At 72.6% G+C, this 23,545-nt stretch carries 29 protein-coding genes; 9 read left to right on the top strand and 20 right to left on the bottom strand.

Going from position 1 to position 23,545, the window contains the following annotated elements:
• Window positions 1-43: 43 nt before the first annotated feature.
• The 8 genes from ACE7GA_RS23735 to ACE7GA_RS23700 form a co-directional block, all read right to left on the bottom strand.
• Window positions 44-910 (bottom strand): class I SAM-dependent methyltransferase, encoded by an 867-nt coding sequence (locus ACE7GA_RS23735; protein ID WP_376092489.1) that lies wholly within the window; start codon window positions 908-910, stop codon window positions 44-46.
• Window positions 907-1,950 carry a glycosyltransferase family 4 protein gene (locus tag ACE7GA_RS23730; protein WP_376092486.1) on the bottom strand — a complete coding sequence of 348 codons (1,044 nt, stop codon included), beginning with the start codon at window positions 1,948-1,950 and terminating at the stop codon, window positions 907-909. The genes ACE7GA_RS23735 and ACE7GA_RS23730 overlap by 4 nt, the downstream gene beginning before the upstream one ends.
• The gene (locus ACE7GA_RS23725; protein WP_376092483.1) at window positions 1,947-2,363 is read right to left on the bottom strand and encodes a 6-pyruvoyl tetrahydropterin synthase family protein; all 417 of its coding nucleotides are present in this window, start codon (window positions 2,361-2,363) and stop codon (window positions 1,947-1,949) included. The genes ACE7GA_RS23730 and ACE7GA_RS23725 overlap by 4 nt, the downstream gene beginning before the upstream one ends.
• Window positions 2,364-2,373: 10 nt before the next feature.
• Window positions 2,374-3,240: a zinc-binding alcohol dehydrogenase gene (locus ACE7GA_RS23720; RefSeq protein ID WP_376092480.1), complete on the bottom strand. Its 867-nt coding sequence runs from the start codon at window positions 3,238-3,240 to the stop codon at window positions 2,374-2,376.
• Between the two features lie 107 nt (window positions 3,241-3,347).
• Window positions 3,348-4,163 (bottom strand): RibD family protein, encoded by an 816-nt coding sequence (locus ACE7GA_RS23715; RefSeq protein ID WP_376092477.1) that lies wholly within the window; start codon window positions 4,161-4,163, stop codon window positions 3,348-3,350.
• A 148-nt stretch (window positions 4,164-4,311) separates the two neighbouring features.
• A complete protein-coding gene (locus ACE7GA_RS23710) occupies window positions 4,312-4,779 on the bottom strand; it encodes a hypothetical protein (protein ID WP_376092474.1) in 468 nt (155 codons plus the stop codon).
• The gene (locus ACE7GA_RS23705; RefSeq protein WP_376092471.1) at window positions 4,776-5,192 is read right to left on the bottom strand and encodes a rod-binding protein; all 417 of its coding nucleotides are present in this window, start codon (window positions 5,190-5,192) and stop codon (window positions 4,776-4,778) included. Before ACE7GA_RS23705 ends, ACE7GA_RS23710 begins: the two co-directional genes overlap by 4 nt.
• The gene (locus ACE7GA_RS23700) at window positions 5,189-6,268 is read right to left on the bottom strand and encodes a flagellar basal body P-ring protein FlgI (RefSeq protein ID WP_376092468.1); all 1,080 of its coding nucleotides are present in this window, start codon (window positions 6,266-6,268) and stop codon (window positions 5,189-5,191) included. Before ACE7GA_RS23700 ends, ACE7GA_RS23705 begins: the two co-directional genes overlap by 4 nt.
• 207 nt (window positions 6,269-6,475) lie before the next feature.
• On the opposite strand from ACE7GA_RS23700, the gene ACE7GA_RS23695 reads away from it, so the two are divergent.
• Window positions 6,476-6,871, top strand: a complete 396-nt coding sequence (locus ACE7GA_RS23695; protein WP_376092465.1) for a flagellar assembly protein FliX — start codon at window positions 6,476-6,478, stop codon at window positions 6,869-6,871.
• A 130-nt stretch (window positions 6,872-7,001) separates the two neighbouring features.
• The gene (gene dksA / locus ACE7GA_RS23690; RefSeq protein ID WP_376100500.1) at window positions 7,002-7,418 is read left to right on the top strand and encodes an RNA polymerase-binding protein DksA; all 417 of its coding nucleotides are present in this window, start codon (window positions 7,002-7,004) and stop codon (window positions 7,416-7,418) included.
• A gap of 95 nt (window positions 7,419-7,513) precedes the next feature.
• Here the strand turns inward: dksA and ACE7GA_RS23685 are convergent, their stop codons facing one another.
• Window positions 7,514-8,701, bottom strand: a complete 1,188-nt coding sequence (locus tag ACE7GA_RS23685; protein WP_376092462.1) for a DUF1501 domain-containing protein — start codon at window positions 8,699-8,701, stop codon at window positions 7,514-7,516.
• Window positions 8,698-10,011, bottom strand: a complete 1,314-nt coding sequence (locus ACE7GA_RS23680) for a DUF1800 family protein (RefSeq protein WP_376092459.1) — start codon at window positions 10,009-10,011, stop codon at window positions 8,698-8,700. The genes ACE7GA_RS23685 and ACE7GA_RS23680 overlap by 4 nt, the downstream gene beginning before the upstream one ends.
• 348 nt (window positions 10,012-10,359) lie before the next feature.
• Here ACE7GA_RS23680 and fusA point away from each other — a divergent pair, with 348 nt between their 5' ends.
• Window positions 10,360-12,441 (top strand): elongation factor G, encoded by a 2,082-nt coding sequence (fusA, locus tag ACE7GA_RS23675; RefSeq protein WP_376092456.1) that lies wholly within the window; start codon window positions 10,360-10,362, stop codon window positions 12,439-12,441.
• Window positions 12,442-12,524: 83 nt separating this feature from the next.
• On the opposite strand, the gene ACE7GA_RS23670 is transcribed toward fusA, so the two are convergent.
• From ACE7GA_RS23670 to ACE7GA_RS23660, 3 genes are all read right to left on the bottom strand, one after another.
• Complete coding sequence (locus tag ACE7GA_RS23670) at window positions 12,525-12,950, bottom strand: MaoC/PaaZ C-terminal domain-containing protein (RefSeq protein ID WP_376092453.1); 426 nt, start codon at window positions 12,948-12,950, stop codon at window positions 12,525-12,527.
• 90 nt (window positions 12,951-13,040) lie between these two features.
• Entirely contained in the window at window positions 13,041-13,247 is a 207-nt protein-coding gene (locus ACE7GA_RS23665) for a hypothetical protein (RefSeq protein ID WP_376092450.1), read from the bottom strand.
• 115 nt (window positions 13,248-13,362) lie between these two features.
• The gene (locus ACE7GA_RS23660; protein ID WP_376092447.1) at window positions 13,363-13,545 is read right to left on the bottom strand and encodes a hypothetical protein; all 183 of its coding nucleotides are present in this window, start codon (window positions 13,543-13,545) and stop codon (window positions 13,363-13,365) included.
• A gap of 283 nt (window positions 13,546-13,828) precedes the next feature.
• Here ACE7GA_RS23660 and ACE7GA_RS23655 point away from each other — a divergent pair, with 283 nt between their 5' ends.
• Window positions 13,829-14,092 carry a hypothetical protein gene (locus tag ACE7GA_RS23655; protein WP_376092444.1) on the top strand — a complete coding sequence of 88 codons (264 nt, stop codon included), beginning with the start codon at window positions 13,829-13,831 and terminating at the stop codon, window positions 14,090-14,092.
• 72 nt (window positions 14,093-14,164) lie between these two features.
• Complete coding sequence (locus ACE7GA_RS23650) at window positions 14,165-14,440, top strand: hypothetical protein (RefSeq protein WP_376092441.1); 276 nt, start codon at window positions 14,165-14,167, stop codon at window positions 14,438-14,440.
• A gap of 89 nt (window positions 14,441-14,529) precedes the next feature.
• Here ACE7GA_RS23650 and ACE7GA_RS23645 read toward each other — a convergent pair whose 3' ends face one another.
• Window positions 14,530-15,234: a ribonuclease activity regulator RraA gene (locus tag ACE7GA_RS23645; protein WP_376092438.1), complete on the bottom strand. Its 705-nt coding sequence runs from the start codon at window positions 15,232-15,234 to the stop codon at window positions 14,530-14,532.
• Window positions 15,235-15,371: 137 nt separating this feature from the next.
• Between ACE7GA_RS23645 and ACE7GA_RS23640 the strand changes: the two genes are divergently transcribed.
• A complete protein-coding gene (locus ACE7GA_RS23640; protein WP_376092435.1) occupies window positions 15,372-15,740 on the top strand; it encodes a hypothetical protein in 369 nt (122 codons plus the stop codon).
• A gap of 254 nt (window positions 15,741-15,994) precedes the next feature.
• Here ACE7GA_RS23640 and ACE7GA_RS23635 read toward each other — a convergent pair whose 3' ends face one another.
• Window positions 15,995-16,984 carry a sulfite oxidase heme-binding subunit YedZ gene (locus ACE7GA_RS23635; RefSeq protein WP_376092432.1) on the bottom strand — a complete coding sequence of 330 codons (990 nt, stop codon included), beginning with the start codon at window positions 16,982-16,984 and terminating at the stop codon, window positions 15,995-15,997.
• A gap of 243 nt (window positions 16,985-17,227) precedes the next feature.
• Here ACE7GA_RS23635 and ACE7GA_RS23630 point away from each other — a divergent pair, with 243 nt between their 5' ends.
• Together ACE7GA_RS23630 and ACE7GA_RS23625 are read left to right on the top strand one after the other, a co-directional pair.
• Window positions 17,228-18,214 carry a D-2-hydroxyacid dehydrogenase gene (locus ACE7GA_RS23630; RefSeq protein WP_376092429.1) on the top strand — a complete coding sequence of 329 codons (987 nt, stop codon included), beginning with the start codon at window positions 17,228-17,230 and terminating at the stop codon, window positions 18,212-18,214.
• 245 nt (window positions 18,215-18,459) lie between these two features.
• Entirely contained in the window at window positions 18,460-19,587 is a 1,128-nt protein-coding gene (locus tag ACE7GA_RS23625; protein ID WP_376092426.1) for a hypothetical protein, read from the top strand.
• A 282-nt stretch (window positions 19,588-19,869) separates the two neighbouring features.
• Here the strand turns inward: ACE7GA_RS23625 and ACE7GA_RS23620 are convergent, their stop codons facing one another.
• Both ACE7GA_RS23620 and ACE7GA_RS23615 read right to left on the bottom strand, forming a co-directional pair.
• A complete protein-coding gene (locus tag ACE7GA_RS23620; RefSeq protein ID WP_376092423.1) occupies window positions 19,870-20,064 on the bottom strand; it encodes a hypothetical protein in 195 nt (64 codons plus the stop codon).
• Window positions 20,065-20,125: 61 nt separating this feature from the next.
• On the bottom strand, window positions 20,126-20,548 hold the full coding sequence (locus ACE7GA_RS23615) for a hypothetical protein (protein WP_376092420.1): 423 nt from the start codon (window positions 20,546-20,548) through the stop codon (window positions 20,126-20,128).
• A gap of 164 nt (window positions 20,549-20,712) precedes the next feature.
• Between ACE7GA_RS23615 and ACE7GA_RS23610 the strand changes: the two genes are divergently transcribed.
• Entirely contained in the window at window positions 20,713-20,889 is a 177-nt protein-coding gene (locus ACE7GA_RS23610) for a hypothetical protein (RefSeq protein ID WP_376092417.1), read from the top strand.
• 76 nt (window positions 20,890-20,965) lie between these two features.
• Here ACE7GA_RS23610 and ACE7GA_RS23605 read toward each other — a convergent pair whose 3' ends face one another.
• Genes ACE7GA_RS23605 through ACE7GA_RS23595 form a run of 3 tightly spaced genes read right to left on the bottom strand, consistent with a single transcriptional unit; the run spans window position 20,966 to window position 23,540 of the window.
• The gene (locus ACE7GA_RS23605; protein ID WP_376092414.1) at window positions 20,966-22,162 is read right to left on the bottom strand and encodes a phosphoglycerate kinase; all 1,197 of its coding nucleotides are present in this window, start codon (window positions 22,160-22,162) and stop codon (window positions 20,966-20,968) included.
• 4 nt (window positions 22,163-22,166) lie between these two features.
• Window positions 22,167-23,210, bottom strand: a complete 1,044-nt coding sequence (gene gap, locus ACE7GA_RS23600; protein ID WP_376092411.1) for a type I glyceraldehyde-3-phosphate dehydrogenase — start codon at window positions 23,208-23,210, stop codon at window positions 22,167-22,169.
• A 36-nt stretch (window positions 23,211-23,246) separates the two neighbouring features.
• Window positions 23,247-23,540, bottom strand: a complete 294-nt coding sequence (locus ACE7GA_RS23595; protein WP_376092408.1) for a hypothetical protein — start codon at window positions 23,538-23,540, stop codon at window positions 23,247-23,249.
• Window positions 23,541-23,545 lie beyond the last annotated feature (5 nt).

The raw sequence follows: 23,545 nt of genomic DNA, 5'->3' as shown, positions 1-23,545 counted from the left end.
TCGGCGATGCACCCGAGGACCGGCATGACGAACCTCCCGCGGCCTACTTCTGCTTCAGCGGCAGCGCGAGCAGGTCCGAATGCCCGATCCGCGCCGACAGCCGCCCGACCGAGGCCTGCCGCAGCCGCGCCGCGCGCCAGGCCGCGATCCCCGCGTCGCGGGGCCGATGCGCTGCCGCCGCGCCCGCATGCCCCTGCACGAGGTCGATCAGCATCCCCGTATCACCCCGCCCCAGCCGCCAGGGCGAGGGCGCCGTCGTCACGCCGAAGCCCCGCTTCCGGAATGCCTCCGCCATCACACGCGTCGCATCCGGCCCGAGCGCCAGCCCGTCGAATCCCTTGTCGCGCCCCTGGTCCCGCCGGAACCCCGCGGCCACCGCGCGGTCCGCCGGATGCGGCGGCAGGAAGCGGTCCCGCCCGTCCACGTTCAGCGCGGCGTAGAAGGGCACGCGCAGCTTCTTCGCCATCCGCCGCACCCAGTGCCGTGACACCAGGTCGCAGAGCGCCGTGCAGACCACCGCATCCGCCTTGTCCAGCGGCAGCCCGTGCGGCGCGTCGGCCAGGTCCACCACCAGCCCCTCGACACGCCAGGCCCCCGCCGGCGTATGCACCAGCAACGTCCGCTTCGCCGGCGCCGAGACGCGGAAGCCCACGTCATCGGCCCGCTCCGCGATGGTCTCGAACGCCCGGTCCAGCAGGTCGCGGTCCGCGTCCAGCAGTGTCCAGGCCTGCGCGCGCCCGATCAGCGGCGCCATCCAGCGGAACAGGCTGCCCGTTCCCGCGCCGAGATCGATCAGGTGCGGCCGCTTCGGCAAGGCGTCGGACAGCATGAGCGCGAGCCGCATGTCCCGCGCCCGCGCATCCGCCGGCTCCCGCCGGTCCAGCCAGTCGCCGTCGAAGGATTCCGTCACGACAGCGCCACCTCGATCTCCCGCGCAAAGGCCGCGGCCCGGTCCGACCAGCGCGGGAGTCTCTGGCCCGCCTCCCAGGCCGCGTCGGCCAGCGCCGCCCGAAGGTCTCGGTCGAAGACTGGCCGGCGCATGGCGCGCGACAGCGCATTCCAGTCGCCGGGCTCGCAGATCACCGCGCCGTCGCGCGGCACCAGGTCCGTCAGCGCCCCGCCCGCCGTCACTGCCAGCGGCAGCCCGCGCGCCAGCGCTTCCGCTACCGCCATGCCGTATCCCTCCCACCAACTCGCCGAGGCGAAGAGGTCGGCGCCGTCGTACAGCGCCGCCAGCCCCGTGTCGTCCACCTCGCCCGCGAAGGTCACGCGCGATGCGATGCCGAGTTCCTCGGCCAGCGCCCGCAGCCCCGCCGCGTGCACAGGGTCCCGCTCGCCGCCCGCTATCGTGAGGTGCCAGTCCAGGTCCGTCAGCCGCCCGAGCGCCCGCAGCAGCAGGTCATGCCCCTTGCGCGGCACGAGCGTGCCCACCGCGAGGATGGCGCAGCCCGCGCGGCCCGAACCCTTCGCGCGAGGCGCCGGATCCGTCCCCGGCTCCACCACGCCGATCCGCTCGGCCAGCGCTCCGAACTCCAGCGGCAGCCTCTCCGCCGTCAGCTGCGACGTCGTGACGAGACGCGCCATCACCGGGAAAAGCAGCCGCTCCCGCTCCTTCAGCGCCGCGCGCTCGTCGTCGGAAAACCCGTTCTCCAACGCCGTCGGGTGATGGATCAGCCCGATCGCCCGCCGCGCCGAAAGCCGGTCGGCCAGTGGCGCGAAGGCCGGCAACCCCAGCCCGTCCACGACCGCAACCTCATCCTCTCCCAGAGAGTCCAGCGCCGTCCGGGCCGAATCCTCGGCGGCCCCGTCGGGCAACGGATGCCGCCCGGCCAGCTCGACAACGCGGGCCACGTGCCCGGCCTCCCGCAGCCCCGCCACGATCCGCCGGTCGTACCCGTACCCCCCACTGATCGCATCGAACGGCCCGGGAACGAGCAGCGCTACCTTCATGCCGCCGCGATCCCCGGCACCTCCGCCTCGTAGGCCGCCCAGGCCAGCGGGCTCTCGCGCAGCAGGACCTTCATCGACCGCACCGCGCGCCCGCCCTCGCCGAGCTTCCCGCCCGCCAGCGCCGCGCAGAGCTCCGCATGCACGTGGAAGCAGAGGAACTCCGTCGTCGTGTTCTGCCCCTCGAAGACCGGCAGGGTATCGAGGTTGTGGTAGTCGAACCCGTCGAGGATCCGCCGCAGCTCCACCCGAGCCGCTGCGATGTCCACCAGCAGGTTCGCATGGTCCAGCCGGGGGGCGCGGAACTCCGCCTCCACGACAAAGGTCGCGCCGTGGACGCGCTGCGCCGGCCCGAACTCCTCCCCCCGGAAGGAGTGGGCGATCATCACGTGGTCCGCGACGGTCAGGCTGTACATCTGTCTTCCTTTAATATGTGACGACGGGGCAGAGCGGCGCCGCCTCGCCCTCGCGCGGCGCGCCGAGCAGCCGCGGCATCTCCGCCGGCAGGTCGCGGAACGCAACCTCCGGGCCCAGCAGCGCATCGAGCGCCGGATCGTCCAGCAGGGACAGCGCCAGCGCCATCCGTTCCCCATGCGTCCGCCGCCCGCGCATGGCGGGCGACACCGACCCGACCTGCGAAGACCGGATCGTGACCCGCCCCGCGTGGAAGGTCTCGCCCAGCGGCAGCGCGCATTCCGCCGCGCCGAACCAGGACGCCTCGATCACCCGCGCCTCAAAGCCCGCGCAGCGCAGGGCGGTCCGCAGCCCTGCCGGGTTGCCGCTCGCATGCACGATCAGATCACGCCGACCCGGCGCGTCCTCCGGCGCGACCCAGCGGAGCCCCAGCGCCGCGCAGACCGTCGCGCGCCCCGCATCCGGATCGGCGACCGCGACATCCGTCCCAGGCACGCGCGACAGCAGCCACGCGACGAGCAGCCCGACCACCCCGGCCCCGATCACCAGCGCGCGTTCCCCGACCAGCGGCGCCGCATCCCACAGGGCGTTCACCGCCGTTTCCATGTTCGCCGTCAGCACGGCCCGGCGGTTCGTCACCGCTTCCGGCACCGCCGCGCAGAAACCGACCGGCGCCACGAAGCGGTCCTGGTGCGGATGCAGGCAGAACACCCGCCGCCCCATCCATTCCGCCGGCCCGTCCTCCACGACACCAACGGCGCAGTAGCCGTACTTCACCGGAAACGGGAAAGCGCCAGCCTGGAGGGGAGCGCGCATCCGCTCCCATTCGCCCTCCGGCACGCGCCCGGAGAAGACCAGGCGTTCGGTCCCCCGGCTCACCCCGCTGGCCAGAGTCCGCACGAGCACTTCGCCCCCACCGGGCGGGTGCAGATCTTCCCCGCGCAGATCCCCGCGCCCCGCCCCAACGGTCCAGAACGCCGTCGCCCTCACGCGTCGCAGACCAGGGGACGCGCGCGGTTCAGAGGAATGTCGAACAGTACGTCCCCACCCTCCAGGGGATAGGACGTCCAGGCGAAGCGCAGCCCGTCCGAGATCCGCGCCGCCTCGGGAAGCGTAAAGGCCGGCCGTCCCGACCCCAGGATCACCGGCGCGACGGTCACGTGCAGCCGGTCCAGCAACCCCGCGGCCAGGAAGCGCGACACCGTCACGCCGCCGCCCTCCACGAAGACCCGCCACAATCCGCGCGCCCGCAGCGCGTCCAGCAAGCCCCGCAGGTCCACGCCATCCGCCGCGGTAGGCAAGGGCAGCACCTCCGCCTCTCCGTGCCGCGCACCCGCATCCCCGCTGATGCAGGCCAGGATCGTTCGCGGCCCGCCGCCGAACACCTTATACTGTGCGCCGAGACGCCGCGCCGGATCGAGCACGACGCGCACCGGATCGGGCCCGTCGACCTCCCGCGTCGTCAGCCGCGGATCGTCCGCCGCCACCGTCCCCGCACCGACGACCACCGCGTCGCACAAGGCGCGCAGCCGGTGCGTGTGAAGGATGTCCCCGCGCCCGCCGATCCACTGCGACGACCCGCCGACGGTCGCGATCCGCCCGTCCAGCGTCTGCGCCAACCGCCCGACCACGACGCAGCCATCCGCCGCCACCGGCGACAGGACAGGCGCGAAGAGGTCGCAGAGCGGATGCGGCGGCAGCACCGCCCGCGCCCCATCCCGGCACGCCCGCAGCGCCCGCCAGGCGGCCGCCTCGGCGACCGCGACCTCGTGCATCCCGTCCACGGAAGCCTCTTGCCTCACGCGGGCGCGATGCGCGAGGGGGCTCCCTCCTGGAGCCCCCTCTTCGCGCGGCGCGTCCCCGGACGTCAACGGCGAAACCCGCCGATCCGCCCTATGACCACCGCCGCGCGGTGACCCTCACCCCGGCGCGGCACGATCCTCGTCGCCGTCACCGGGCCTCCATCCATTTCCCGGACGCGGCGCCCGCGCCCCGGCGCCGCGCCCACCCCTCACGCCCGCGTCGCCACCGCCAGCGCCGGCGCCTGCCGCGGCACGGCGCGCTGCCCCGCCCCGCCATAGGTCGTGGGCCGCGAGGCGGGGATTGCCGCCCCCGCGATCGTCTCGATGACGCGGGACTGCAGCGCGATCGCACGCTCCAGAAGCCGCCTGTTCTCCGCCGAGAGGTCGCGCAGCGCCCCGCCAGCCCCTCCGCCGCGCGGCGCTCCTCGCCCTCCGGTCGTGCCCCGGCACGGCCGGCCGCGGTCGTCGCCGCGGCGAAGGCGTCGCTCGCCTGCACCTTCACCGTGGCGAGCGCAGCCGCGCGCGTCATGTCTAGCCTCGCCAGCGCCTCGTTCTCCTGCCGCAGCGCCTCCTCGAGCCGCAGCCCGGCCGCCAGCATCGCCTTCATCAGGTTCATGTCCGCACCTCCTGTGCCGTCGCGGCATTCCCGCCGCCCGTCCGATCGCCCGCACCGAGGCCATGCGGCCAGGCCCCGCCGGCCTCCGCCACGCCCGCGCGCGCCTGGGTCCGCATCATCTCCGACAGGACCGCGCTCGCGATGCCGATCCCGCCACGCGCTGCCCAGCCCCGCGCGTAGTTCTCGATCAGCATCGGCCGCCACTGCGCCTCCGCCGTGCCGCCGCTGACCAGGCCCTTCGGAGCCTCCCCGAAGACCGGCTGCAGCAGCGCGCCGAGCATCTGCGCCTCGAAGCGCTGCGCCGCGTCGCGCATGCGCGCGAGGCTTCCGCCCGCCGGCGCCTGCATCACTCCCGTCACGCCCGAACCCGCCACGCCCGGCCCCGCCGCGGCGCGCATCGCCACCCCGCTCATCGCACCTCCAGCTCCGCCTGCAGCGCGCCCGCCGCCTTGATCGCCTGCAGGATCGTGATGAGGTCCCGCGGCCCGACGCCGAGCGAGTTCAGCCCCCGCACCAACTCCTCCAGCGTCACGGAGCGAGGAAGGATTCCCAGCCGCCGCTCCCGCTGGTCATCCACCTCGACGTTCGTCCGCGGCACCACGGCCGTCTGCCCGTTCGACAGCGGCCCGGGCTGGCTGACCTGCGGCGTCTCCGTCACGCGGATCGTCAGGTTCCCCTGCGCGATCGCGACCTGGCTCACGCGGACGCCTGCGCCCATCACGATGGTGCCCGAAGCCTCCTCGATGATCACCCGCGCCGCCTGGTCCGGCTCCACGCGCAGCGCCTCGATGTCCGTCAGCAGCCCCGCCACGTCGCGCCCGCCGGTCAGCAGCACGACCGTCCGCGGATCCGTCGCCGTCGCGACCGGCCCCACCACCCGGTTGATCGCCGCCGCGATCCGCCGCGCCGTCGTCAGGTCCGGGTTGCGCAGCGACAGCCGTACCCGGTCCCGCCCCGCCAGTTCGTAGGGAACCTCCCGCTCCACGGTCGCCCCGTTCGCGATCCGACCCGAGGTCGGCACCCCCCGCGTCACCGAGCTCGCCTGCCCCCGCGCCGAGACCGCGCCCGTCGCCAGCGCCCCCTGCGCGACCGCGTAGATTTCCCCATCCGCCCCGAGCAGGGCCGTTACCAGCAGCGTCCCACCCGTCAGGTTGCTCGCATCACCGAGCGAGGAGATGGCGACGTCGATCCGGCTCCCCGGCCGCGCGAAGGCCGGCAGGTTCGCCGTCACCATCACCGCCGCGACGTTGCGCGTATCCAGGTTCCTCTCCTGGTCCCGCGTGTTCACCCCGAGTCGCTCGAGCATCCCGACCAGCGACTGACGCGTGAAGATGGCGGAGCGCAGCCGGTCCCCGGTCCCCGGCAGCCCGACCACGAGCCCGTATCCGACGAGCTGGTTGTCCCGCACGCCCTCGAAATCCGCGATGTCCTTGATCCGCACCTGCGCGGACGCGGCGCCGGCCCAGAACAGGAGCACGAGCGCCAGCATCTTCGCGCTTCGGAAACCGAACCGGGGCAAACATCCCTCCGCGACCGTCGCAGGCCCTCGCGCAACGCGTGTGCCAGCCCCGGTGGCGGCGACGACGGCAGGATGTGCCGCCCCGCCGGCACTCCCCGCCGCCCTTCGGCAAGGAAGGCTGGCAAGGGATGGCGGTCGGGTGGGACGACCGGTGCGGGCAGGGGAGGGGAGGACGGCATGGACGGCATCGCGTCGATCGGCAGGGGCCTCGCCGCCCGCACGGCCCGTCCCGCCTCGTCGCCGGGTGGTTTCCGACTCGCTCCGTCGCGCACGGAAACCCTCCTGGCGACCGCGGCGGCGGACGCCGTCGCGCCGCCTCCCGTGCCCACCGACGATTCCGCTGCACGCGACCGCCGCGCCGCGGCCCGCGCGCGCCGTATCCTCGCCGACCTCGCCACCTTGCAGGCCGGACTTCTCTCCGGCACGACCGATGCCGCTGCCCTGCGCCGCCTCGCCGAATCCGCCGCCGCGGAGAAGCCGTCCGACCCGGTCCTCGCCGAAGCCCTCGCCGCCCTCTCGCTCCGCGCCCAGGTCGAGCTGGCGCGCCATGGCAACACTGTGGCACGCCCGTGAAAACCAGCGGAAATCAGGGCCTTGTCCGCAGGTAACTCTTGTTCCGGATGGTAACTCGTCGGTATACGCCGCGCACCCGATCGGTCCGGGGGGAGCCGGGATGGTCGGTCTGACCTTTGGGACGGAACCGATGCTCGCTACCCTGCCGCCGGACTACCGACCTTCGGATGCCGAGCCCTTCATGAGCGCGAGGCAGATCGCCTACTTCCGGCAGAAGCTGCTGGACTGGCGCGCCGAACTCCTGCGCGAGGCGGGGGAAACCCTTCAGTCCATGGGCCAGGGCGGCATCGTCGAAGCCGACCTCGCGGACCGCGCGAGCGTCGAGACCGATCGCGCCCTCGAACTTCGCACTCGCGACCGCGCCCGCAAGCTCATCGCCAAGATCGACCAGGCGCTCGAGCGCGTCGAGAACGGCACCTACGGTTACTGCGAGGAAACCGGCGAGCCGATCGGCCTCAAGCGCCTCGAGGCACGCCCCATCGCGACGCTGTCGATCGAGGCGCAGGAGCGCCATGAGCGGATGGAGCGCGTCCACCGCGACGACTGATTTTTCCCCGGCCGGCGCGGAGGCCTCCGGCATGGGACTCCGGTTTCCCGGTGCTGCGCCGGCCGTCGATGTCGGCGTCGGCGCGCCGTCCGGCGTCAGGTGCGGATCAAGCCGCTCACCGGCTCCATCGCGCCGCTTTCGGGAAAGGCCCGCGCGATCGCCGACGGCGTCAGCCGCAGGTGATCCTGCAGCAGCCCTTTTGCGACGGAGCGCAGGTCCCGCGTCGGCGCGAGGTCCCGGTTCTCATGCAGCCGGCCCTCGCCCAGCCCCGGCCAGTCCGCCAGCGCCCGCCCGCCCTGCACCGCGCCGCCGACGACGAAGGCCGCGCCGCCTGTGCCGTGGTCTGTGCCCTCGTTGCCGTTCACCCGCGCGGTGCGCCCGAACTCCGTCATCACCAGCACCGCCGTCTTCGACCACGCGTCGCCGAGCGAAATCCGCAGCGCGTCCAGCCCGTCATCCAGCGCCGTCAGCACGGGTGCGAGGCGCCCCCGCTGCGCCTGGTGCGTGTCCCAGCCGCCGATGTCCATCGCCGCCACGCGCGGCCCGCCCGGCGCCGCCAGGATCCGCCCCGCCTGCTCAGCGAGCCGCACGAAGCCGTTCCGCTGCTCCTCCCGAGGCACGACGCGCTCCGTAAAGCCCCGCGCGCGCATTCCCTCCGTCACCGCCGGCCCGATGACGGGGTCCGCGTGGTTGAGTTCGTAGAGCCGCGCATAGAGGTCGGGATCCGGCCGATCCGGCCGTGACGGCGCGTACATGCCGACCGGAGTCGTCCCCCTCAGCAACAGCGGCAGGTCGCCGCCGATCCCGATCCCTGGCCGCACCGGCCTGCCGTCGCTCTCCACCCCCGCCAGCGCCCGGTTCAGCCAGCCGGAGGAGAGGCGCTGTTCCGCGCCGCTTTCCAGCATGTCCTGTGCCTCGAAGTGCGAACGCGACCGGGTCGGACCGCAGACCGCGTGCAGCGCGAGCAGTTCTCCCGCCTCGTAGCGCGCGTGCAGCTTCGCCAGCCGCGGGTGAAGCCCGAAGAACCCGCCAAGGTCGAGCACGCCACCTTCCTGCCCCGGCTCCGGCAAGGCGAGCGGCCCGCGCAGCCCCGCCAGCGCCGGGTCGCCGTAGGGCTGCACCGCGGCCAGCCCGTCCATCGCGCCGCGCAGCAGGACGACGACGAAGCGATCCTCGCCGCCGGGCCCCGTCGCGAAGGCCAGCCGCGCCGAACCCAGCACGGCGCCCGCCGCCAGCCCCAGCAGCAGGCTGCGCCGCCCGATCATCGGAAGATGTCCGTTCATCGCCGCTGGAACTCCGGGGAACTCAGGAGGAGGGTGATCGCGTCGCGGTTCGACCCGGCGCGAAGCACCGCCGTCCGCGTCGCGTCCGACGCGAGAGGCCCGAGAACGACTTCCAGCGTCTCCCGCGCGTCGCGGCGCGCGAAGCGCCCGGCCAGGGCGTGGAGCCGGTCGAAGCGCTGCATCACCCCCTCCGGATGCACCCAGTCCGCCGCCGTGTCCGGCCAGCCGATCGGCGCCGGCGCGGTCCAGAACGGCTGGCCCAGGCCCGCCGCAAGATCCATCATCCCGCCGCCTGCCTCGACGCCGGCTCCCAGCGCGCGATAGGCCGCGACGACGAGGTCCAGCGGTGCCCGGACCTTCGAGAGCGGCGGCGTCCAGGCCTCCGGCAGGTCCACCAGCGCCCGTGCGGCAGCGCCCAGGTCACCCTTCGTGTCCCGCAGCACGGCCTCGATCCGGCGAACCGGCTCCGGCGGCGGCTCGTCGGCCACGAAATGTCGCACGATCTTCGTCGCGAGGTGCCGGTGGGTCGCCGGATGCTCCGCGAGCACGTCGAGCGCCGCGTCCACCGACGCCTCGCCTTCCGCGAAGGCCTGGCCCAGCAGGACCTTCGTGCCGGGCTCGTGCTGTCCCGGCCGGAACACCGTCCCGAGCGGCTCGTTCTGCCGCTCCAGCCCGAGGCCCGTCAGCAGCCGGGCGAAGGAGGTGACGTCGTCCTGCGTGTAGCCTGCCGCGGGGGAGACGCTGTGCAGTTCCAGCACCTCCCGCGCGAGGTTCTCGTTCAACCCCCGCCGGGAACGCCGCCCGGCCGGCGAGTTCGGCCCGATCGAGGCCGCGCCGTCGAGGTAGATCAGCATCGCCGGGTGCCGGACCGCCGCCTTCAGCAGGTCGGCGAAGCGCCCGGTCGCGTGTGGACGGATGGCCTCCCGCATGTAGGTGCCGGCGAGCGCCGTCACGCCGCCGGAGCGGCGGCTGACCGTCAGGTGGTTCGCCCAGAACAGCGACCACCGGTCCCGGAACGGCGCGGCCGAGGTTGCGAGGCGGGCGAACTCTGCCGTGCCTTCCGCGCGGAACAGCTCGCCCTGCCGATTCGCCTCCCGCCCGGCCCGGCGGTCCGCGTCGTCCGCGGACAGTGCGGCAAGCCCGTCGGCTGCGGTCGGGAATCGCTCCCAGCCCCGCGGCATCGGGCCGTCTGCATCCGGCCCCTCCAGCTGCGCGAGGAGCCAGCCCCGCGGATCCGCGGGGCGCGGCCCGTCGGGCCGGGGCCCGAGCCCGAACCGGATCTCCGCGACGTAGGCGCGTGCGTCATCCATGGCCCGCCAGCGCTACACCCGGCGCCTGGCCGGACCAAGCGTGTTCACGCAACGAAACGTGTCGCCGCGCCGGCGTCCGCCTCGCCCGGCGGCCTCCGCGACGACGCTTGCAAAACCCTCCCCATGAGGGCACATGCACGCTGCAAGTCCGGGGCCGGCGGCCCTGGCGGAATCACGCAGTCCGGGCAGCGGCGACGGTGGGGAAGGCCCCTTCCGCGGCGCGGCCCGCACGCGGTTCCGGCGGGCAACCCGCACGCTATCCCGCGGCGCCCGCCGCACCACACGACGCGCGGCGCCTGCCGCGCAACTCGGCGCCCGGTTCAACCGCGCGCCCGACGGAGGCCCATCGTGGCGCGTACCCCTCTCGACCGAATCCGCAACATCGGCATCACCGCGCATATCGACGCGGGCAAGACGACGACGACCGAGCGCATCCTCTACTACACCGGCAAGTCCCATAAGATCGGCGAGGTGCACGAAGGCAACACCACGACCGACTACATGGAGCAGGAGCGCGAGCGGGGCATCACGATCACCTCGGCGGCCGTGACGGCGGTCTGGAACGACCACCGCATCAACATCATCGACACCCCCGGCCACATCGACTTCAACATCGAGGTCAACCGGTCGCTGCGCGTGCTCGACGGCGCGATCTTCATCATCGAGGGCGTGGCCGGCGTGCAGCCGCAGTCCGAGACGAACTGGCGCCTCGCGGACCGCTACAACGTCCCGCGCATCATCTTCATCAACAAGCTCGACCGCACCGGCGCTGACTTCTACCGCGCCGCCGCGACGCTGACCGAGAAGCTCGGCATCAACTGGGTCGCGCTCCAGCTTCCGATCGGGATCGAGGACACCTTCAAGGGCATCGTCGACCTCGTCGAGATGAAGGCCCTGATCTGGGAAGGCGACGAGCTCGGCGCGAAGTACCACGAGGCCCCGATCCCCGACGACCTGAAGGACCAGGCCGCGGAGTACCGCCAGAAGCTCCTCGACACCGCCGTCGGCATCGACGAGACGGCGATGGAGGAATACTTCGACAAGGGCGACGTCTCCGTCGAGACCCTGAAGAAGTGCATCAAGAAGGGTGCGATCTCAGGCGAATTCCGCCCGGTGCTCTGCGGCACGGCCTTCAAGAACAAGGGCGTCCAGCCGCTCCTCGATGCGGTCATCGACTACCTGCCGTCCCCGATCGAGCGCGAGGGCATCCGCGTCGCCCCGGAGGAAGGCCAGGACGAGACGGCCGAGCGCCGCATCATCCCCGCCGACGAGACGGCGCCCTTCGCCGGCCTCGCCTTCAAGATCATCAACGACAAGTACGGCAACCTGACCTTCGTGCGCGTGTACCGCGGCTCGCTCAAGCAGGGCGACATGGTCATGAACACCACGAAGGACAGCCGCGAGCGCATCGGCCGCATGTTCCAGATGCACGCCGACAAGCGCGAGGAGATCAAGGAGGTCTTTGCCGGTGACATCGCGGCCTTCGTCGGCCTGAAGGACACCGGCACGGGTGATACGCTGGCCTCCAACGACGACCCCGTGGTGCTCGAGCGCATGGCCTTCCCGGTCCCGGTCATCGACATCTCCGTCGAGCCGAAGACCAAGGAGGGCGTCGAGAAGATGACGCTCGGCCTGCAGAAGCTTGCGGGCGAGGACCCCTCGCTGCGCCTCCGTACGGACCAGGAGAGCGGCCAGACCATCCTCTCCGGCATGGGCGAGCTGCACCTCGAGATCATCATCGACCGCCTTCGCCGCGAATACGGCGTGGACGCCAACATCGGCGCGCCGCAGGTGGCCTACCGCGAGACGATCTCGAAGCCGCACACCGAGACCTACACGCACAAGAAGCAGTCCGGCGGCTCCGGCCAGTATGCCGAGGTGAAGATCGAGTTCGCCCCGCTCGAGCGGAACACCGGCATCGTCTTCGAGAACGGTGTCGTCGGCGGCGCCATCCCGAAGGAATACATCCCGGCGGTCGAGAAGGGCATCAAGGTGCAGGCCGACACGGGCGTGCTCGCCGGCTTCCCGACAGTGGATTTCAAGTACCGCCTGGTGGACGGCAAGTACCACGACGTCGACTCCAGCGCGCTCGCCTTTGAGATCGCCGCCAAGGCCTGCTTCCGCGAGGGCATGAAGAAGGCCCAGCCCGTCATCCTCGAGCCCATCATGGACGTCGAGGTGACGACGCCGCAGGACCACGTGGGCGACGTCGTCGGCGACCTGAACCGCCGCCGCGGCGTGATCCAGTCGCAGGACATGGCGGGCACGTCGGTCATCGTCCGGGCGCACGTGCCGCTGAAGGAGATGTTCGGCTACATCTCCAACCTGCGGGGCATGACGAAGGGCCGTGCGTCCTTCTCCATGCAGTTCCACCACTACGATCCGGTCCCGCGCAACGTCGCGGACGAGATCATGAAGGCCTCGGCCTGACGTCAGCCGCCTTTCGGGCGGCACGGAAAGGGGGGCGGCTCCGGGAGGGGCCGCCCCTTTTTCGTTCCGGACGGCCCGGCGCCTCAGCGCCGCAGAATGAAGGTCCCCACCGCGTCCATCACCACCACGCCGTCCTCGACCCGCGTCGCGACGTAGCGCAGCCGCGCCGTCCCTCGGTCGCGCCGCACCCGGGACGGCTTCACCTCGACCACCTCGGCGGTCACCGCGACCTCTTCCCCGGGCCGCAGCGGAGCGGTCCAGCGGATCTCCATCGCCGTCCCGCCAAGGCTGATGTCCCGCAGCAGGGGCGAGGCCACCAGCCGCCCGAAGGTCGTCGCCAGCGTCTGCAGCCCCGGCACGATCATCGAACCGAAGATCGAAGCTTTGCCCCCTTCCTCGGTCAGGTGGAAGGACTGGGGGTCATAGCGCTGAGCGAACTCCACCACCTCCTCCCGCGGCAGCGCGAAGCGCCCGAGCGCGTAGGTCGCGCCGGGCACCAGCTCATCCATCGATCTAAAGGGGGTCTGAAGGGGGGATCGAAGGGTGGGGACGTCCATCCGCCCGCGGATACGCGGGTGCGGCCCAGAACGGAACCGGCCTCAGGCCGCCGCGGCGGCCGGCAGCAGCTGCTTCTCGCGCACCAGGCGCATGTGCCCGTCCCGCTCGCAGCGGGCGTGATAGGTCCGGTCGAAGTCGTCGCCCGGCAGCACGCGGGTGATGGTGTAGATGCCGCGAGGGACGGGACCGTCCCAGGGCTGCGGCAGGAACTCGACGCTCTCGCCGAGGTGGAACTTGTGGGGGGACATACGGGTCCTCCGGCTAGGCTGGGGGGCAGGGGTACCCCTTCGCATATGGAGGGGGTCGCCCGACTCGCCCGTCACGCTCCGGTGTGGCCCCCCCGCCGCAGCCCGGCGGCGCGCATCAGCGCCGCGACAGTCCCTTGCGGATCTCGCGCTCGATCGCCGAACGCTCGGTCGCCCCGGTCTTGCGGATGATCTCCCGCACGATGGCCGGCGACACGCGGTGGCGCTTGGACAGGTAGGCGATCTCCTCCTCCATGGCGTCCAGATCGACGGCGGGGGTGGCGGAATCTCGGGTAGCCATGACGGGTTCTCCCCGCGGCATGCCAGCGCATGCCGCGTTCAGTTCGGGACGCCCGCACGCCGCGTCCGGCGGAGCCGGCGCGGGCAAGGGCACAGGGTTCGAGGGGTGGCCCGGACGGCCTGCCGCGACGACGGCAGGTCGCTACCGGCCTGGCCGGAATGTGGGCCTTCGGGCCGCGGGACGCAACGCGGGAAGCGCATCTTGAACGGGTCCCGCGCCGGGGCGACATGCCGGCCATGCGCGACGATCTGAGGACGGGCGAGGGCCACCCCCGCTGCTGGAGATGACGCCGGACGGCGGGTTCCGGGAACCGCCCCGCCGGTCCTGGCTGGACCGGGCGTTGCTGCGCGTCGGCGGCGTCGCGGTCCTCACGGCCGTCATCGCCGGCGGCCTGGTCCTGGCGGCCTCGGCCATCCTCATCCTCGGCCTGCTGATCCCCGTGCTCATCGTCGCCGGCGCGATCGCCTTCGCGACGCTGTGGTGGCGGGTTCGGCGCGCCCGACGGGCCGGCGTCGTGCCCGCCCGCTTCGTCATCCTGCGGCGCTGAGCCACGGACCGGGACGCACCGCGCGGCTTCACCCCGGACCCGGATCGTCTCTACGAGGTCGGCCGCGACGGGGTGCCCTACACCCTGTCGGAGGTCGAGCCGGGCTCCGAGGAAGCCGTTGAGCGCAGCGCCCGCCGCTGGTGGGTCGCGGCTCTCCTCGTCAACGCCCTGACGACCGGGATCGCCGCGGCCGCCGTGCTCGGTCCGCGGAACGGTGCCGCCTGGGCCGGCCTGCTTCCGATCCTGACCGCGCCGATGCTGCTCATCCCCATCGCGCTCCGCCAACGCGGACGGCGCCGCGCCCGCAGCATCCACCGTGCGAGGCCGAAGCGCTTCCCGCGCCCGTGACGGTCTGGCCGGGCCCCGCCCGGGGCGCTCGGGGCCCTGGACCCCCCTGTCCCGTCGGGGGCTGACTGCCCGCCACAGGCCGCGACGCCTCAGCTGCCCCTCTTCCAGGCCTCGTACCGCGCCTTGTTCTCGGCATTCGGCGGATAGAGACCCGGCAGCGCCGCCCCGCCCTCGACCTCGCCCATGATCCAGCCCTCCTGCCGCTCCTGCTCCACCGCCGCCTCGACCACGGCCGCCAGCAGCGCCTGGGGGATCAGCACGGCGCCGTCATCGTCCACCACGACGACGTCGTCGGGGAACACCGCGACCCCGCCGCAACCGATTGGCTGCTGCCAGGCCACGAAGGTCAGCCCCGCGACAGAGGGCGGCGCCGCCGCCCCGCTGCACCACACCGGCAGCCCCGTCCCCAGCACGCCCGCGAGGTCCCGCACCACCCCGTCCGTGACGAGCGCCGCGATGCCGCGCCTCGCCATCCGCGCGCAGAGGATGTCGCCGAAGATCCCCGCATCCGTGACGCCCATCGCGTCCACGACGGTGATGCAGCCCTCCGGCATCGCCTCGATCGCCGCGCGGGTCGAGATCGGGGAGGACCAGGATTCCGGCGTTGCCAGGTCCTCGCGCGCCGGCACGAAGCGTAGCGTGAAGGCCCGCCCCACCAGCCGTGGCTGCCCCGGGCGGATCGGCCGTGTGCCCCGCATCCAGACATTCCGCAGCCCCTTCTTCAGCAGCACCGTCGTGAGGGTCGCGGTCGAGACGCCCGCCAGCGCCTCCCGGATCGAAGGGTCAAGGTCCAAGGCGCGTCTCCGATGTCTGGCGTTCAGCCCCGCGCGGCATGGCGCCGCGTCCCGTGGGGCAGCGCCCCGCTTCCTCCGCGCCCCGCCGGCCGTCAAGCCGGTGGCGACCCGCCCCTGCCGCGCCCATCTGCCGCGGCGTGATCCGGTTCCTTCTCCCTGGCCTGCTCGTCCTCGCCGCCGGCGCATCGGCGCAGGAACGGCGAGTCTTTGTCGTCTCGCCCGGCCCGCCCCTGCTGGCCCCTTCGGCTGTCCCGGCGGCGCGGGATGAGAACCGCCGCTGGCTCTGCCCCAACGGCGGCTCGCCGGTCCGCGGCCGACCCGGCCGCTGCGACGGTCGCGGAGGCCGCCCCTCCGTCACGGCCCGCGCCGCGGATCCGGGCGACGACGCCGCGGGCTGGGATGCCGGCCTGCCGTCGCCCAGCCGGCGCCAGCTCGCCTGCCCCGCCGGAACGGTCCCGACCGAGGCCCGCGCCAACCCGGGCACGACCCGCTGCCTGCCGGGCTGACGCCTCCGGCCCAGTTCCATGCGACCGCCCGCCGCGTGGACACGTCCCGTTCACGGCCCGCACGGCAGGTTTGTAGCGCCGGGCCATCGCGCTCCGTCGGGAGCCAAGCCGCCAACACGCCGGCAAACCGGCGGCCGGCATGGGCAAGCTGGCGCCCGTGCGGGGAAGAACGGGCTTCGCCGCGACGCGGATCCATCGTCACGGGGCACGGACCAACCCTTCGCGGGACGACCCGACCGGCCCCCGGCGGCCTGCTAGACCGCCTCGCCCGCCGCGGCCTCTCGCGCCGCCCTCCGCGCCGCGCGCCGGGCCCGCACGTCGGGGGAGGGCGCCGCGACGGGCGCCGGCCGCAGCCGCTTCATGACCCGCCAGCCCGCGGCCGCTCCCGCGAGCAGCACGCCCCAGAGCAGCACGTGCATCGCGGGGCGGAAGTCGAGGTCCTGCAGGGCGTACCAGTCCCAGTGCGCCGCGAGCACCCGACTGGCCGGCACCTTCGTCTGCGTCGCGTACCACGCCCACTCCAGCGCCGCCGCCCCGAAGGCCGCCAGCACTGCCAGCGGCAGCAGCGGCCACCACCGCAGGCGCCAGGTGGACGGCATGGCCCGCCAGAGCATCAGCCACAGGAAGAACCCGGCCATGAGCACGGGCATGTCGATCCGGATCTTCGACTGCATGAAGAAGTGCAGGATGCCCAGCGCCGTCAGCCCGTAGGCCACGCGGTGAAGGATCTTCCATTCCTTCCCCAGCCGCTTGAGCCACCCGTCGGTCGAGGTCCAGCCGAGCACGCATAGCCCGATCAGCGCGACGATCCCGACCGAGAGGTAGGACCGCTTCACGATCTCGACGAGCACATGGACCAGGCGCCAGTTCTCGTTCCCGACGTAAAGCAGAAGGTGCACGAGCGCGTAGCCCAGCGCCGCCAGCCCGAGCATCCGGCGGACCTGCAGGACGCGCACCTCGTCGAAGATCCAGCGCGCCGGCGTGACCGCGAGCGAGATCAGCAGGAAGTAGATCGTCCAGTCGCCGGTGATCCGCGTCGTCGCGAGGAAGGGCTCGGGACCCAGCAGGTTCATCCACCAGCGGTAGGCCAGCCAGAGCCCCGGCGCGACGCATCCCGCCAGCACGGCCGCCTTGAACGCCGAGAACCGGCCCCCGCGGTCGAGCCAGGGCCATGGCCCCGTCTCCTTCGGCGGGCTCTCGGCGGGGCGGCGGCGCCGGGCGGGCGCGGTCAAGGCGTCGCTCACAAAAACGGCTCCGTCCGGGCGCGGCCGAACCGCCCGCGCCATGCACGAAGCGGGCAGCCGCCCTCATCCCCCGGCATGTTGCCCCCGTGGCGCCGGCCCGCAAGCCCGCCGAAGCCGGAACGCTCCGGTCGGAGCGGGGCGGGACCGGGCCATCGCCCGCCCGCAGGAAGGCGCGGGCGGACCGCGCGCGCCCCTGCCCCGCCGACCTTCACCGCCCCCGCGCCGCATGGCAAAGCGAAAGGGATGCGAGTCCACATCCAGAACCCCACCGGCGAGGACACCTTCGCCATCACCGAGGCCCAGTGGCGCGCCGCCCTGGAACGCGGCGGCGGCCCGGTCGGCCTGGACGCGACCTTCGCGAACGACGCCGCGGGCTTCGAGTCCGGCGTCCGCGACGCCGAGGTCCTGATCACCTGGAACCGCGAGCTCGTCGCCCGCAAGGCAACGCTGCGGACGCTCGCCCCGCGCCTTTCGGTCATCGGCCTGACCTCGGCGGGCCTCGACCCGCTCGCCCCCTTCGACTGGGTGCCGGATGGCGTCACCCTCGTGAACAACTCGGGCACCCACGCCGACAAGGCCGGCGAGTTCGGGATCATGGCCATCCTGATGCTGGAGGTCCGATTTCCCGCCCTGGTCGCGCAGCAGCAGAAGGGGGAGTGGCGGCCGCTCTTCTCCTCCACGCTGGAAGGCAAGACCCTCCTCGTCATCGGGCCCGGCTCCCTCGGCGGCGCCGTCGCGCAGAAGGCGCGCGGCTTCGGCATGCGGGTCATCGGCGTCCGCCACGGCAGCGCCCCGCATCCCGACTGCGACGAGACCTACCGCTTCACCGAACTCGACCGCGTCCTCCCCCAGGCCGAGTACCTCCTCCTGACCTGCCCCCTGACGCCGGAGACGCGCCACATCCTGAACCGCGACCGGATCGGCCTGCTTCCGAACGGAGCCCGCCTGATCAACATGGCCCGCGGCGCCGTCTGGGATCAGGACGCGGTCTGCGACGCGCTGGACTCCGGCGCGCTGGACGGCGCCATCACCGACGTCGCAGTGCCCGAGCCGCTGCCGCCGGACCACCGCCTCTGGCGCACGCGCAACATGCTGGTGACGCCGCACATCTGCTGCGACGACAAGGCCCGCTACAACGACCGCACCCTCGACGTGGTCCTGCTGAACCTGCGGGAGCGTGCGGCGGGCCGCCCGATGCCCAACCGGGTGGACCCGCAGACGGGTTACTGACCGGACAGCGGCGATCGTCCCGGCGCTCGCCATCCCGTCTCTGCGCGAACGGTACGGGTCGAGGCAACGCCGCCGAGCCCCGCGGCCGGCACGGCGCAACTGCTCCTGGCGCCGGTAGGAGGGACGGGCCAGGATACGGCGAGGATCCGAAGGGCCCCATGCCAGGCGGATCACCACCCGTTCCGAGGGCCGCGTCCGCGAGGCGCCGCGTCCGGCCGGAGGTGGAGGAGCGGAAGGGGATCACCGTGTCAGTCACGAGGACCGTCATCGGAGGAATGGCGGCCGGCGCTGCCGCCGGGTACGGGGGCGCCGGCCCCCTGGGCGCCGTCGGCGGGGCGTTCACCGGCGCGATCCTTGGCGCCGCTGCGGACTGGTGGGGCGGTGCGCAGCAGCCAACGATCCCCGACGCGCCGGCGCCGCCCCTGATGCCGGTGGGAGCGCCGCCTCCGCCGAACCAAGTCCCGATCACGCCGGCGGTGCTCGACGGCGCGCGGCGGAACCTCGTCCCACCCTCGCCGATTCCGCGTGCACCTGCCCCACCGCCGGTCAAGCCGGGACCGCTCGGCCCGAACCTGCCGCCCTTCCTGCTGTCGCCCGCGGTCCTCAGCTTCGCCCGGGCGAACCTTACGGCGCCTCCCCCGACCCCCCTCAGGATCTGGCTGCCCAATCCCGCCGACGCGATCCTCGACGCGGCCCGACAGGCCCTGAAGCATGTCCCGGTCCCACCACCGGTGGCGCCCAGGGTGGTGTCGCTGAGGGAGCAGATTCACGGAATGACGCTCGAGGAACTCATCCTCCCGCCGCCCTTCGTCACGGTCGGACGCGTGGTGTTCCGTGTCGGAACGAAGTCGCTCACCGGTCAGTCGAAGCCGCCGATCGGATGCCACACCGTTGACTACCGCTACGTGGACGGGGTCGGGACCGCCGGACCGATCTACACCACGACGCTGCACATCAAGCCGACCGTGTCCAACCTGATGAGGGCGATGAATTTCGCTTGGGGCAACAACCGCTGGCAGCTCAACGTCCCGCCACGGAACGTCAAGGGCAGGCCGCACAACTTCCACCTCTCCGTTCCGTCCGGGGGGCAATCCATGCCGGACCACGTGGACAACCTTGCGGCCATCTTCGACGGCGTCTTCCCGAAGGGTGTCGGCATGACCGGCACGCACATGAGCATCGAGGTCAGCCAGGGCAATCAGATGAACAACGCCGCCTACTTCCTGAACGGTTCTCCGAAGTCGGCGCAGGGATTCACCGCGGCCGAGAACGCGGACTTCACCACGGCGTGCCGCAAGGCGCTCGACGACTGGAAGAACGGGGCGATGGACGCGCTCAGGGCCGCCGTGGTCGCCCTGAACACGCGGGGCTGACCGACGCGCGGGCCGGTGCCCGACCCCGGAGCGGGCGCTCCCCGCATGCTGCAGCGCCGCGACCGTATCGCCGCGACCGCCGATGCTCGTCAGCCTCGCCGACTGCTGAAGCTGCGCGAGCGCGCGGCGGGGCGCCCGATGCCAAACCAGGTGGACCCGGGGATAGGGTACGGAAGCCCGCGCTGGCCCGCCCATCATTCGGTCCCGTCGCCCCAGGTGCCCAGCCCGGCGGCGAACACTCGATCCCGGCCATTCAGCCCGGCGCGCGCCGGGGCCAACGCCTCACGACGTCGGCGAGGGCGGCGTCCGCTCGCAGCCGCGGCGCATCGGCAGCGGGACGGATTGCTGGGGCTGAGCGGGCGGCTGGGTCTGGATGGTCGGACCGGCCGGCGGCGCCGGGGCCGGTGCAGGCGCCTGTGCCAGAACGACGGATGGCAGCAGAAGAGTGAGCATCGCCGCGACGGGCAGGGGGATCATGCGAGCCTCCGGAACGATCGCCCCAGCCTGCACCGCCGGAACGGACCGCCGCAAGCGACGCTCATCCGGGCTCCGGGCCTTTCTCCCGCATGGTCGCCCCTGCCTCCGCCGAGCCGAGGTACGCGGGCGCGGTACGGACGCCGGCCGCTTTCGCCGCCCGCGCGGCCAAGCCTCCCTCCGGGACGACGTACCTCTGCAACTCCGGCGGAAACGGCTCGGCCAGTTCGGCGCCGCGGACGGCGATCAATTGCACCGCGAGCTCGGCTCCACCGCCCACGATGAACCCCGCCGTCGGCCCCGAGGAGACGGGGCGGAGGTGCGGCCGCACCTGCTCCGCGATGCCGAGCCGGTCCATGACCGCCGGGAAGGCCTCGCTGCTCTGGCCCGTCGTGGACGCGGCGATCGGGGGCGCCGCCCGCAGAGCATCCCGGAGGCTGGCGGTGGTCGAATATCCCTGCTTCGGCGCGCCCCTGCGCACGCTCACGCCGAATCCGGCACGCGACGGTGACGGAGGATCCGGCTTCGATCTGCCCGTTCGCCGTGAGGGTCCGGATCAGGGCCGGGGTGAGGATGGCGACGCCCAAGGCAGCCGCCGCCAGGATGCGGTCGCTCAGGCGATTGGAGCCATCGAGCGCCATGTCAGGCGCCGTGCCCAACGTCCGCGCCAGGCTCGGCGCGACCGCCTCGATGACCGAGACCAACGCCGCCGGGCAGAAGATGATGACGCCTTCCGCCCGGGCGGAGGACACGAGCGTCGCCATCACGCCCGCTGCAAGGAACGTCGCTACGCGTCGCGCCATCATTCCGGCATCCCCCGCCGGCTGAGGCGACGGGGGGCGCCTCAGCGCAGCCGATCCTTACGGGACAACCATGAGACCGCAGCGGCCAAGCGGCCGCAGCGTCAGCCGGCCTGGAGCACCCTCACCCCCGGCAGCTCCTTGCCCTCAAGCCATTCGAGGAAGGCCCCGCCGGCGGTGGACACGTAGGTCATCCGCTCCGCCACCCCGGCGTGCTTCAGCGCCGCGACGGTGTCGCCGCCGCCACCGATGGACTTCAGCCCCGCCGACTGCGTCAGCCCCGCGACGGACTGCGCCACCGCGACGGTCGAGGCATCGAAGGGCGGCGTCTCGAAGGCGCCGAGCGGTCCGTTCCAGACGAGGGTCGAGGCCTTCCGCAGTCGCGCCTCGATCGCGTCCACCGTCTCCGGCCCGACGTCCAGCGCCATCATGTCACCGGGGACGGAGTCCACGGCCACCGTCCGCGTCGCCGGGTTCGCCTTGAACTCCGCCGCGACGATCAGGTCCACCGGCAGCAGGATCTCGCAGTTGCCGGTCTTCGCCTCGGCCAGGATCTGCCGCGCCGTGTCGTGCATCTCCGCTTCCTGCAGCGACTTCCCGACATCGTGCCCCTGGGCCGCGAGGAACGTGTTGGCCATGGCCCCGCCGATGACCAGCACGTCCACCCTCTTCGAGAGGTTCCCGAGCAGATCGAGCTTCGTGGACACCTTGGCCCCGCCCACGATCGCGACCACGGGCCGCGACGGGTTGCCGAGCGCCGCGTCCAGCGCCTCCAGCTCCGCCTGCATCAGCCGCCCTGCATAGGCCGGCAGGAGCCGCGCCAGCCCCTCGGTGGAAGCATGTGCCCGGTGCGCCGCGGAAAAGGCGTCGTTGACGAAGATGTCGCCGAGCCGCGCCATCGCCGCCGCCAGGTCCGGGTCGTTCTTCTCCTCGCCGGCGTGGTAGCGCGTGTTCTCCAGCACCAGCACGTCGCCATCCGCCAGGCGCGCGACGGCCGCCTCGGCCTCCGCCCCCACGCAGTCATCCGCGAAGCCGACGGCCCGGTTCAGCACCGTGCCGAGCGCTTCCGCGATCGGGCGCAGCGACATCTCCGGCACCCGCTTCCCCTTGGGCCGGTCGAAGTGGGACAGCACGACGACGCGCGCCCCCTTCTCCGTCAGCTCGCGGATGGTCGGCGTCAGCCGCTCCAGCCGCGTGCGATCTGACACCGCGCCGTCCCGCACCGGGACGTTCAGGTCGGCGCGGAGCAGGACGCGCTTCCCCGCGACGTCCACCCCATCCAGCGTGCGGAACGAAGCCATTTGATCAGAGCTTCCCGAGATAGGCGGCCGTGTCGCTCATCCGGTTCGAGAAGCCCCACTCGTTGTCGTACCAGGCCATGACGCGGACCAGGCCGCCATCCACCACCTGCGTCTGCGTCGCATCGAACGTGGAGGAATGCGGGTCATGGTTGAAGTCGATGGAGACCAGCGGCGCCGTGTTGTAGCCGAGGATCCCCTTCAGCTCGCCCTCCGCGGCCTCCTTCATCACCGCGTTGATCGCGTCCTTCGTCAGCCCTTCCGTCTTCGCGGGCACGAAGTCGAGCGAGACGAGCGAGACGTTCGGCGTGGGGATGCGGATGGCCGTGCCGTCCAGCTTGCCCTTCAGCTCCGGCAGGACCAGCCCCACCGCCTTCGCCGCCCCCGTCGAGGTCGGGATGGCCGAGACCGCGGCCGCACGCGCCCGGTGCAGGTCCTTGTGCAGCGTGTCGACCGTGTTCTGGTCGCCTGTGTAGGCGTGGATCGTCACCATGTAGCCGCGCAGGATCCCGAACTTGTCGTGCAGCACCTTGGCCACCGGCGCCAGGCAGTTCGTCGTGCAGGACGCGTTGGAGACGATCTGGTGCGAGGCCTGAAGGATCTTGTGATTCACGCCGTAGACGATCGTCGCCTGCGCGGACGCGTCCGCATGCGCCTCCGCCCAGGTCACGGGCGCCGAGACCAGCACCTTCCGCGCCCCGGCCTGCAGCAGCAGCGCCGCCTTGTCGGAACTGGTGAAGATGCCCGTGCACTCCGCCGCGACGTCCACCCCCTGCCAGGGCAGCTTCGTCGGGTCGCGCTCCGCGGTCACCTTGATCGGCGCGTATTGCCGGCCGTGAGCGCGGATGACCATGCTGTCGCCCTGGACCTCGACCTCGCCGGGGAAGCGGCCGTGGACGGAGTCGTAGCGGAACAGGTGCGCGTTCGCCTCGACCGAGCCAAGGTCGTTGATGTGGGTGAACTCCACGTCGTCGCGCCCGCTCTCGATGGCGGCACGCAGGACCAAGCGGCCGATCCGGCCGAAGCCGTTGATCGCGACCTTGACGGGCATCGTTCTCTGTCCCTCGTTCTGAAGCGTTGTCGACGTCTAGCGCGGAAGACGCTGCCGGCGCGACGATGCGTCACAGCGGTGCCATTGCTGCTGGTGGCCGGCCTCTCCGGCCCGGCCGTAGCACCAGCCGAGTTCACCGAGAACCTCGCCCAGCGCATCGCGCCGTCCGCAGGCCTGCCAGGTCTCGTTCGCGTCGCCCCGCCCGCCGCGGCAGGCCTCGTTCGCGGCGCGCTCCGCACGGATCACCTGCTGCGCATCGATCCCGGCCTGAGCCCGGGCCACGCCCGGCACGGCCAGGACGACGAAGAACAGGGCGAGCGTCCGGAACACGGGGC

It is taken from the genome of Roseomonas sp. CCTCC AB2023176, from assembly GCF_042259275.1.
Classification (GTDB): Bacteria; Pseudomonadota; Alphaproteobacteria; order Acetobacterales; family Acetobacteraceae; genus Roseomonas.
The sequence above is the reverse complement of the archived record's forward strand: the minus strand, read 5'-3'. Positions and strand labels throughout refer to the sequence as shown.

Coding starts and splice junctions, on each gene's coding strand:
- ACE7GA_RS23620 (WP_376092423.1), bottom strand. CDS start 20,064: ATGATCCCCCTGCCCGTCGCGGCGATGCTCACTCTTCTGCTGCCATCC.
- ACE7GA_RS23695 (WP_376092465.1), top strand. CDS start 6,476: ATGGACGGCATCGCGTCGATCGGCAGGGGCCTCGCCGCCCGCACGGCC.
- ACE7GA_RS23655 (WP_376092444.1), top strand. CDS start 13,829: ATGACGCCGGACGGCGGGTTCCGGGAACCGCCCCGCCGGTCCTGGCTG.
- dksA (WP_376100500.1), top strand. CDS start 7,002: ATGCTCGCTACCCTGCCGCCGGACTACCGACCTTCGGATGCCGAGCCC.
- ACE7GA_RS23700 (WP_376092468.1), bottom strand. CDS start 6,268: ATGCTGGCGCTCGTGCTCCTGTTCTGGGCCGGCGCCGCGTCCGCGCAG.
- gap (WP_376092411.1), bottom strand. CDS start 23,210: ATGCCCGTCAAGGTCGCGATCAACGGCTTCGGCCGGATCGGCCGCTTG.
- ACE7GA_RS23605 (WP_376092414.1), bottom strand. CDS start 22,162: ATGGCTTCGTTCCGCACGCTGGATGGGGTGGACGTCGCGGGGAAGCGC.
- ACE7GA_RS23705 (WP_376092471.1), bottom strand. CDS start 5,192: ATGAGCGGGGTGGCGATGCGCGCCGCGGCGGGGCCGGGCGTGGCGGGT.
- ACE7GA_RS23710 (WP_376092474.1), bottom strand. CDS start 4,779: ATGAACCTGATGAAGGCGATGCTGGCGGCCGGGCTGCGGCTCGAGGAG.
- ACE7GA_RS23660 (WP_376092447.1), bottom strand. CDS start 13,545: ATGGCTACCCGAGATTCCGCCACCCCCGCCGTCGATCTGGACGCCATG.
- ACE7GA_RS23670 (WP_376092453.1), bottom strand. CDS start 12,950: ATGGATGAGCTGGTGCCCGGCGCGACCTACGCGCTCGGGCGCTTCGCG.
- ACE7GA_RS23630 (WP_376092429.1), top strand. CDS start 17,228: ATGCGAGTCCACATCCAGAACCCCACCGGCGAGGACACCTTCGCCATC.
- ACE7GA_RS23665 (WP_376092450.1), bottom strand. CDS start 13,247: ATGTCCCCCCACAAGTTCCACCTCGGCGAGAGCGTCGAGTTCCTGCCG.
- ACE7GA_RS23680 (WP_376092459.1), bottom strand. CDS start 10,011: ATGGATGACGCACGCGCCTACGTCGCGGAGATCCGGTTCGGGCTCGGG.
- ACE7GA_RS23685 (WP_376092462.1), bottom strand. CDS start 8,701: ATGAACGGACATCTTCCGATGATCGGGCGGCGCAGCCTGCTGCTGGGG.
- ACE7GA_RS23725 (WP_376092483.1), bottom strand. CDS start 2,363: ATGTACAGCCTGACCGTCGCGGACCACGTGATGATCGCCCACTCCTTC.
- ACE7GA_RS23730 (WP_376092486.1), bottom strand. CDS start 1,950: ATGAAGGTAGCGCTGCTCGTTCCCGGGCCGTTCGATGCGATCAGTGGG.